The sequence below is a fragment of the Streptomyces radicis genome, assembly GCF_003626575.1.
Taxonomy (GTDB): Bacteria; Actinomycetota; Actinomycetes; order Streptomycetales; family Streptomycetaceae; genus Streptomyces; species Streptomyces radicis.
In genome coordinates this window covers 1-9,775 of sequence record NZ_RBDY01000049.1, presented here as the reverse complement: position 1 = coordinate 9,775, position 9,775 = coordinate 1, and the positions used below count along the sequence as shown (strand labels likewise).

The 9,775-nt window shown below is 76.9% G+C and carries 1 protein-coding gene; it reads right to left on the bottom strand.

Annotated elements, in window-relative coordinates; all coding sequences use genetic code 11:
• Nucleotides 1-20 precede the first annotated feature (20 nt).
• A complete protein-coding gene (locus D7318_RS31445) occupies nt 21-9,755 on the bottom strand; it encodes a type I polyketide synthase (RefSeq protein WP_268987373.1) in 9,735 nt (3,244 codons plus the stop codon).
• Between the last annotated feature and the right edge of the window lie 20 nt (nt 9,756-9,775).

Here is a 9,775-nt window from a genome sequence, read left to right as displayed (position 1 = left end):
TTCTTCGGTCCGCCGGGGGCTCAGTCGCTGCCCTTGCTGCCCTTGCTGCCTTCGATGCGCGCGAGGCCCTCGATGCCGTCGATGCCGAGGTCCTGGTCGACCATGCTGAACAGCTGCTCGTCCGTGGCCTGTTGAAGGCGGTCGGCGAGCGCGGCGCCGTCCGGCGCGGCGGTGCCGGGGGCGGGGGCGCCGTAGCGGGCCAGGACGTCGCGGAGCCGGGGCAGGACGCCGAGGCGGGCGATGTCGTCCTGGTCGAGCGCGGCCAAGGCCGCTTCCAGGCGGTCGAGTTCGGCCGCCAGGGGGGCGTCCGCGCCGTGGGCGCCGGGGAGTCGGGGCAGCAGCAGGGTGCGCAGATGGTCGGCGACGGCGGCGGGGGTCGGGTGGTCGAAGACGAGGGAGGCGTCGAGGGTGAGGCCGGTGGCCCTGCTCAGCCGGTTGCGCAGCTCGACGGCGGCGAGGGAGTCGAACCCGACGTCCTTGAAGGCGCGTCGGGGCTCGACGGTCTCGGGCCTGCCATGGCCGAGGACGGCGGCGACGTCGCGCCGGACCGCATCGAGGACGACGCGGTCACGCTCGACCTCGGGGAGCCCGGCGAGCCGGTCGGGCAGGTCCCCGGAACGGTCGGCGCGCGGCGCTCCCGTGACGCGTTGTGGGATGGGCACCAACGTCCTGAGCAGGGGCGGGACTTGGGCCTCCCCGCCGCGAACGGCCGCCCGGAGCGCGGCGGGTTCGAGGCGCAGCGGGGCCAGCACGGGCGCGGTGGAGGCGCACGCGGCGTCGAACAGGGTCAGCGCCTCGGCCGGGGTGAGGGCGCCGACGCCGGTCCTGGTCAGGCGGCGCAGCTCCGCCGCGCCGAGGGTGGCGCCCATGCCGCCCTCCCCCGCGGCCTCCCGGGTGCCGTTCGCGGTGCCCTCCCCCGCAGCCTCCCCCGCAGCCTCTCCCGCTCCGTTCGCGCCGCCGTCCCACAGGCCCCAGGCCAGGGAGAGCCCGGGCAGGCCGCGGGCGCGCCGCCGGGTGGCGAGGGCGTCGAGGTAGGCGTTGGCGGCGGCGTAGCCGCCCTGCCCGGCCGAGCCGAACAGTCCGGCGGCGGAGGAGAACAGCACGAACGCCGAGAGCTTCGCGTCCGCGGTCAGGTCGTCCAGGTGGCGGGCGGCGGCCACCTTGGGGCGCAGCGCCTCGGCGAGGCGTTCGCCGGTGAGGGTGGTGATCACCCCGTCGGCGAGGACGCCCGCCGCGTGGACGACGCCGCGCAGCGGCCGGTCGGGTGGCACGGAGGCGAGGGCGGCCGCGAGGGCGTCGCGGTCGGCGGCGTCGCAGGCGGCCCATGTGGCGGTGGCTCCTGCGGCGGCGAGCTGGTCGGTCAGGGCGTCGGCGCCGGGGGTCGCGGCGCCCCGGCGGCCGATGAGCAGCAGGTGCCGCACGCCGTGGGCGGTGGCGAGGTGCCGGGCGACGTGGCGGCCGAGGGCGCCGCCCGCGCCGGTGATCAGCACGGTGCCCTCGGGGTCCCAACGCGCCGCCGGGGGCGCGTCGTTGAGCGCGGCGGTCGCCGAGGTCCCGGGGGCCGTGGGGGTCGTGGGGGCCGCGGGGGCTGCGGGGGTGAGCCTCGGGGCGAGGAGCCGTCCCGCGCGGACGGCGAGCTCGGGTTCGCCGCTGGCGGCGGCGAGCGCGGCGGCCTTGGCCGTTCCGTCGGCGTCGTCGGGGTCGTCGACGTCGGCGAGGACGAGCCGCCCCGGGTGCTCGGTCGCGGCGGAGCGGGCCAGGCCGCGGACGGCCGCCCCCGCGGGGTCGGTCAGCTGCTCCTCGGGGCCGGTCGCGACGGCGCCCGAGGTGACGAGCACCAGGCGGGACGCGGCGAACCGCCGGTCGGCAAGCCACTCCTTGACCGCGGTCAGCGCGTTGAACAGGGTTGCCTCAACCGGCCCTCCGACGAGCGGGAGGTGGACGACGGGCGGCAGCGGCGCCCCCGCGTCCAGGGCGCGCCGCAGGCCGCCGACGTCCGCGCAGCGGAACGCCGCGTCGCCCGGCGGCGGGACGGGCAGCTCGGCCCACTCCAGGTGGAGCAGCTCGGGCCGCGCCCCGCCGCGCGCGGCGTCGACGCGGTCCGCGGTGACGGGCCGGGTGACCAGGGCGTCGGCGGACAGCACCGGGACGCCGCGCGCGTCGGTGGCGCGCACGGACCAGGCGCCCGGCCCCTCGGGGGTGAGCCGCGCCCGCAGGGCGGCGGCCCCGGCGGCGTGCAGGGTCACGCCGCTCCAGGAGAACGGCAGCCGCACCGCGTCGGGCCCCGCCGCGGCGCCGACGGCGCGCAGGGCGGCGTCAAGGAGCGCGGGGTGCAGGCCGAACGCGCGGGCGTCGTGGCCTGATTCCTCGGGTGGTTCGACCTCGGCGAGGATCGTGTCGCCGTGCCGCCACACCGCGCGCAGGCCGCGGAAGGCCGGGCCGTAGGAGAGGCCCGCCGCGTCGAGCCGGTCGTGGAAGCCGACCAGGGTGACGGGCTCGGCGCCGGGCGGCGGCCAGGGGGCGCGTGGGCCGGCGGGGTCCGGTGGGTCGGCGGCCTCGGGGGCGAGGCGGCCTGTGGCGTGCCGGGTCCAGGGCGCGTCCTCGTCGTCGTCGGGGCGGGAGTGCACGGTCAGTCGCCGCGCCCCTTCGGCGTCGGCGGCCGCGGCGGTGAGCCTGAGGTGGACGCCGCCGCGCTCGGGCAGCACCAGGGGCGTCTCCAGGGTGAGCTCGGCGACGCGGGCGCAGCCGAGCGAACGGCCCGCGTGCAGGGCGAGTTCGAGGAACGCCGTGCCGGGCAGCAGCGCGGCGCCGTGCACGGCGTGGTCGGCGAGCCAGCCGTGGGTGCCGAGGGAGAGCCGCCCGGTGAAGAGGTGTCCTTCGGACTCGGGCAGGCCGATCGCCGCGCCCAGCAGCGGATGGTCCGCGGCCGCGAGGCCGACGGCGGCCAGGTCGCCCGCGGCGCCGTCCGGCTCGAGCCAGTACCGGGTGCGTTGGAAGGCGTAGGTGGGCAGCTCGACGCGTCGGCCACCGGCGAGCAGGGGCGCGAAGTCCACGGGAACGCCCCGGGTGAACAGGGCCCCGGCCGTCGCGATCACCGCGCGGCGCTCGCCGCCCCGGCCTTCGGGGCCGCCGGTCCCGCCCGGGCTACTCGGGCCGCCCGGGCCGCGCAGCACCGGCAGCGACGCCGCCTCGACGCCGCCCACGAGTCCTTCGAGGGCGCGGTGCGCGAGGGCCGCGAGGTCGCCGGGCGAGCCGAGGTCGAGGAACGTGCGCGCGCCCGCCTCGTACAGGGCGCGGGCGGCGTCCCCGAACCGCACGGCCTCGCGCGCGTGCCGCACCCAGAACTCCGGTCGGCAGGCCTCCTCGCCGACCGGGCCGCCGGTGAGCCCGGAGATCAGCGGAACGCGCGGCGGTGCGTAGGCGAGGTCGGCGGCCACGGCGCGCAGGGCGTCGAGGGCGGGCTCCATGAGCGGCGAGTGGAACGCGTGGCTGACGCGCAGCCGTTTGGTGCGCCGCCCGAGGCGGGCGAAGTGGTCGGCGACCTCGCGCACGGCGCCGCGCTCGCCGGAGAGCACGACGGAGGTGGGGCCGTTGACCGCCGCCAGGTCGACTCCGGGGACGAGGCGGGCGCGGGCCTCGGCCTCGGGGGCCTCGACCGCCACCATCTCGCCCGCGTCGCCGTCGAGTTGGCCCATGAGGCGGCCGCGGGCGGCGACCAGGCGTGCGGCGTCGGGCAGGTCGATGACCCCGGCGAGGTGGGCCGCCGCGAGCTCGCCGACCGAGTGTCCGGCCAGCAGCTCGGGGACGATGCCCCAGGACTCGAGCAGCCGGGCGAGCGCGACGCCGACCGCGAACAGCGCGGGCTGCGCGACCTCGGTGCGGTCGAGCGCGTCCGGGTCGTCGCCCCACAGGGCGGCGCGCAGCCGGTCGGCTTCCCCGGCGTCGCCGAACGCCGCGAGCACCGCGTCGAACGCGTCGGCGAACGCGGGGAACTTCGCGTGGAGTTCGCGGCCCGTGCCGGGGCGCTGGGCGCCCTGGCCGGGGAAGAGGAACGCCACCTTGCCCCGGCCCCTGGAGACCGCCCCGGTGAGGGGCAACGCCTCGAGTCCGGCGAGGAGTTCGGGCAGGTCGGCGCCGGTGACGACGGCGCGGTGCTCCAGCGCGGCGCGGGTGGTGGCCAGCGAGTGGGCGATGTCGAGGGGGCGCGGGTGGGGGCGTCGGGCCACGTGGTCGCGCAGCCGCTCGGCCTGGGCGCGCAGCCCGGTGGCGGTCGCGGCGGAGAGGACCCAGGGCACGACCGCGTCGGGCGCCTCGGGCTGCGGGTCCTTCAACTCTTCGGCGGGCGACGCCTCTTCGAGGAGCGGCGCCTCTTCGAGGAGCGGCGCCTCTTCGAGGATCACATGGGCGTTGGTGCCGCTCACGCCGAAGGACGAGACCCCGGCCCTGCGGGGGGCCTCGCCCCTGGGCCAGGGGGTGGGCTCGGTGAGCAGGCGGACGCCGCCCGCCGCCCAGTCGATGTGGGGGGAGGGGCGTTCGGCGTGGAGGGTGGGGGGCAGCAGCTCCTCGCGCAGCGCCATCACCATCTTGATGACGCCGCCGACCCCGGCGGCCGCCTGGGCATGGCCGATGTTGGACTTCAACGTGCCGAGGGCGAGGGGTCGTTGGTCCTGGCGGTCCTGGCCGTAGGTGGCCAGCAGGGCGTGCGCCTCGATGGGGTCGCCCAGGGGTGTCCCGGTGCCATGGGCCTCGACGGCGTCCACCTGAGCGGGCGTGAGGCGGGCGTCGGCGAGCGCGGCGCGGATCACGCCCTGCTGGGCGGGGCCACTGGGAGCGGTCATGCCGTTGGAGGCGCCGTCCTGGTTGACGGCCGAGCCGCGCAGGACGGCGAGCACGGGGTGGCCGTTGCGCCGGGCGTCGGAGAGGCGTTCGACGAGCAACAGCCCTGCGCCCTCGGCGAATCCGGCGCCATCGGCCTCGGCGGAGAACGCCTTGCAGCGGGCGTCGGGCGCGATGGCCCGCTGGCGGCTGAACTCCAGGAAGGTGCCGACCGACGACATGACGGTCACTCCCCCGGCCAGCGCGAGCGAGCACTCGCCGCGCCGCAGCGCCCCGATGGCCAGGTGCAGGGCGACCAGGGAGGAGGAGCAGGCGGTGTCGACGGTGACGGCCGGGCCCTCGAGGCCGAAGGTGTAGGCGACGCGGCCGGTGGCGACGCTGCCCGCGGTGCCGTTGCCGAGGTAGCCCTCGACGTCCTCGGGCACGGTGCGCAGCCGGGTGCCGTAGTCGTGGTACATGAGCCCGGCGAACACGCCGGCGCGGGAGCCGCGCAGCGAGGAGGGGTCGATCCCGGCGCGTTCGAACGCCTCCCACGCGGTCTGGAGCAGCAGCCGCTGCTGAGGGTCCATCGCGAGGGCCTCGCGGGGCGAGACGCCGAACAGCTCGGCGTCGAACTCCGCGTGCCCGCACAGGAATCCGCCGCGGGTGGCGTAGGTCCGCCCCGGCACGCCTGGCGTGGGGTCGTAGCGGGAGGCGAGGTCCCAGCCGCGGTCGCGTGGGGCCTCGTCGATGACGTCGGCGCCCGAGGCGACCAGGCGCCACAGGTCCTCGGGGGTCTCGACTCCGCCCGGGTAGCGGCAGCTCATGGCGACGACGGCGATGGGCTCGTCGGCGGGCGTGGCGGTGCCGGGGGCGGGGGCGTCGGGGATGTTCCGTGGTCCGCCCGCGAGTTGGACGCGCAGGAAGTGGATGAGGGCGCGGGGGCGGGGGTGGTCGAAGACGAGGGTGGCGGGGAGCCGCAGGCCTGTGGCCGAGGCGAGGCGGTTGCGCAGCTCGACGGCCGTGAGGGAGTCGAACCCCAGGTCCCTGAAGGGGCGTTCGGCGTCGGCCTGGGGCAGCTCGGCATGGCCGAGCACGGTGGCGACCTCGGCCCGCACCAGCGCGCCGAGGTGGGCGAGGGCGGCGGTCTCGTCCATTCCGGCGAGGCGGCGGGCGAGTCCGCCGTCCGCGTCGCCCGCCGCGGCGGTCGCGGTCCTGCGCCGTGGCCTGGACCGAACGAGGCCGCGCAGCAACGCCCTTGGCTCGCCGTCCCGTGGGGCGGTGAGGTCGAGCCGTGCGGTGACCGGCGCGGGGGCGCTGTGGGCCAGGGCGGCGTCGAGGAGGGCGAGGCCCTGGCCCGCGGTCATGGGCAGGACCCCGAGCCGGGTGAGGCGGGCGAGGTCGGCGGCGCCGAGGCGGCCCGTGAGGGCGCTGGTCGGGGCCCATAGGCCCCAGGCGAGGGACCGCGCGGGCAGGCCGAGGGCCCGCCTTCGGTGGGCGAGGGCGTCGAGAAAGGCGTTGGCCGCCGCGTAGTTGGCCTGTCCGGCGTTGCCGAGGACGCCGGAGGCGGAGGAGAAGAGGACGAACGCCGACAGCGGCGCGTCGCGGGTCAGCTCGTGGAGGTGCCAGGCGGCGTCCACCTTGGGGCGCAGCACCGCGTCGAGCCGCTCGGGCGTCAGGTCGGCGATGAGCCCGTCGTCGAGCGTTCCCGCGGTGTGGACGACGCCGGTCAGCGGGGCGCGGGTGCGGGTGTCGGCGAGGAGGGCCGCGAGGGCGTCGCGGTCGGCGGCGTCGCACGCCCTGGCGTGGACGGTGGCGCCCAGCGCCGCCAACTCGGCGACCTGGTCGGCGGGTACGCCGGAGCGGCCGAGGAGGATCAGCTCGCGCACGCCGTGGTCGGTGACCAGGTGGCGGGCGACGAGGGCGCCGAGCGTTCCCGCGGCGCCGGTGACGAGGACCGCGCCGGTGCCGAAGGCGGCGGAGGGCCGGTCCTCTGTGGTGTCGGCGCGGGCCAGCCGTGGCACCAGGAGGGCGCCGTCGCGCAGGGCGAACTCCGGTTCGTCCAGGGCGAGTCCGGCGGCGAGGTCGGCCGCGATGTCTGCGGCGATGTCGGCGCGCGCGCCCGCCGCGTCGGGGGCGGGGGCCGGGTCGAGGTCGGCGAGGACCAGCCGGTCGGGGTGCTCGGCGCGCGCCGCGCGCACCAGGCCCCAGACGGGGGCGAGCAGCGGATCGGCGTCGCCCGTGCCCGCGGGGACCGCGCCCCTGGTGGTGACGACGAGCCGCGTCGCGGCGAACCGCTCGTCGGCGAACCATTGGCGCAGCAGCCCGGTCAGCGGCTCGAGCACGGCCCTGACCCGCTCGGGCACGGGTCCCGTCGCCTCGCCGGGCGAGGGGCAGGCGACCACCACGGCGTCGGGCAGCGGCCGTTGGTCGGCGAGCCGGTCGAGGGCCGCCGACACGCCATGCTCGCCGATGAGTTCGCCGAGGTCGAGGACGGCGGGCGCGGCGGCGGCCTCCTTCGCGGTGGCGGGCACCCAGTCGATGTGGAAGAGGGCGTCGCCCGTTCCGCGCCCGGCGCTCAACGCCGCCTGATCGGCCGGGAGTTCGCGGGTGGCGAGCATGTCGACCGTGGCCACGGGGGCGCCATCCGCGTCGCCGACCCAGACCGTGAGGTCGGTGCCGTCGGGGCCCGCGGGGGCGAGCCGCACGCGCAGCTCGCCCGCACCGCTCGCGTGCACCGCGACGCCGCGCCAGGAGAACGGCAGCCGGTTGCCGCTCTCCCCCACGCCCGCCCCGGCGAGGGTAGTGGCCAGCGCGGCGTGCAGGCCGGTGTCGAGCAGGGCGGGGTGGAGGAGATGGCCGACGGGGTCCACGGCGTCGGCCGCGACCTCGGCGAACGTCTCGTCCCCGCGCCGCCACACCGCCCGAAGCCCTTGGAACGCCGGGCCGTAGTCGTAGCCGCGCTCGGCCAGGGTGGGGTAGAAGCCGTCGAGGGGGACGGGTGTCGCGCCGTCGGGCGGCCAGGCGCGCAGGTCGAACGCGGGGGCGGGCGCGTCGTTCGCCAAGGTCCCGGTGCCGTGCGGTGTCCAGGCCGCGTCGGGTCCCGCGTCGGCTGGCCTGGCGTAGATGTCCAGGGGGCGGCGGCCATCGCCTTCGGGCTTCCCGACGACCACCTGGATGTCGACGGCGCCGGTCTCGGGCATCAACAGGGGTGTGTTCAGGGTGAGTTCCTCGACAAGGCCGCAGCCGACCTCGTCGCAGGCGCGGGTGGCCAGCTCGACGAAGACGGTCCCGGGGACCAGCACGGTGCCGCGCACGGCGTGGTCGGCCAGCCAGGGGTGGGTGGCGAGGGACCAGCGGCCGGTGAGCACGGTGGCCGCGCCGCTGGCCAGGGACATGGCGGCGCCGAGCAGCGGATGGTCGGCGGCGCCCAGGCCCGCCATGGCGACATCGGCGGGGGTGCCCTCGTCGACGAGCCAGTAGCGGCGGTGCTGGAAGGCGTAGGTGGGGAGGTCGACGGCGTGGCCGCCGGGCAGCAGCGGGGTGAAGTCGACGGCCAGGCCATGGGTGTGGGCGCGGGCCAGTGAGGTCATCAGGCGGCGCATCCCGCCGTCGTGCCTGCGCAGCGAGCCGACCACCAGGCCGGGAACGCCGACGTCTTCGAGGGTCTCCTCGATGCCGACCAGCAGGACCGGGTGGGCGCTCATCTCGAGAAAGGCCCCGAAGCCACGCCCGGCCAGCTCCCGCACCGCGTCCTCGAACCGCACGGTCTCCCGCAGATTGGTGAACCAGTAGGCGGCGTCAAGGGTTTCGGTGTCCATGGGCCGTCCGGTGACCGCCGAGCAGAACGGGATGGAGTGCGGGCGGGGGGTGATCGGGGCGAGGTCGGTGAGGATCCGCTCCCTCAGCTCGTCGACGGCGGGTGAGTGGGAGGCGTAGTCCACCGGAACCCGCCGCGCCCGCACCCCCTCACGCCCCAACACCGCCAGCAACTCCTCCAACGCCCCCGACTCACCCGAAACCACCGTCGCCCCAGGACCGTTGACCGCCGCCACCGACAACACCCCGGGCCACGCACCGATCAACTCCCCCACCACCCCGACAGGCGCGGCCACCGACACCATCCCGCCACGACCGGACAACACCCGCAATGCCCTGCTCCGCAACGCCACCACCCGCGCACCGTCCTCAAGAGACAACGCCCCCGCCACACACGCCGCCGCGATCTCCCCCTGCGAATGACCCACCACCGCACCAGGCTCCACACCATGAGACCGCCACACCGCCGCCAACGACACCATCACCGCCCACAACACCGGCTGCACCACATCAACCCGCCCCAACCACCCCCCATCACCAGACCGCAACACCTCGGAGAGCGACCAGTCCACCCAGGGCGCCAGGGCCCTCTCGCACTCCGCCATCCGCGACGCGAACACCGGTGACACGTCGAGGAGTTCGACGCCCATTCCGAGCCACTGCGCCCCCTGCCCAGGGAACACGAAGACCGGCTTGCGGTGGTCGCCGACGCTGCCACGCACGACGGAAGGGGCGGGGCGTCCCTCGGCCAACGCGTCAAGGGCGGCGAGGCGTTCGTCCTGGCCCTCGGCGATCACCACCGCGCGATGCTCCAACGCGGCACGCGTCGTCGCCAACGAGAACCCCACATCCACCGCACGCAGCCCGGGCCGTTCCGCCACGAACTCCCTCAGCCGCCGCGCCTGTTCCCGCACTGCGTCCGGGGCCGCGCCGCTGATGACCCAGGGGGTCGGGCCACCGCCGCTGACATCGTCCTGGGACCCGGGCACCAACTCCGGCTCGGAAGGCGCCTGTTCGAGGATGAGGTGGGCGTTGGTGCCCGAGATCCCGAACGAGGACACCCCCGCACGCCGAGGACGACCCACCTCAGGCCACACCACCGACTCCTCCAACAACCGCACACCCGACCCCGACCACTCCA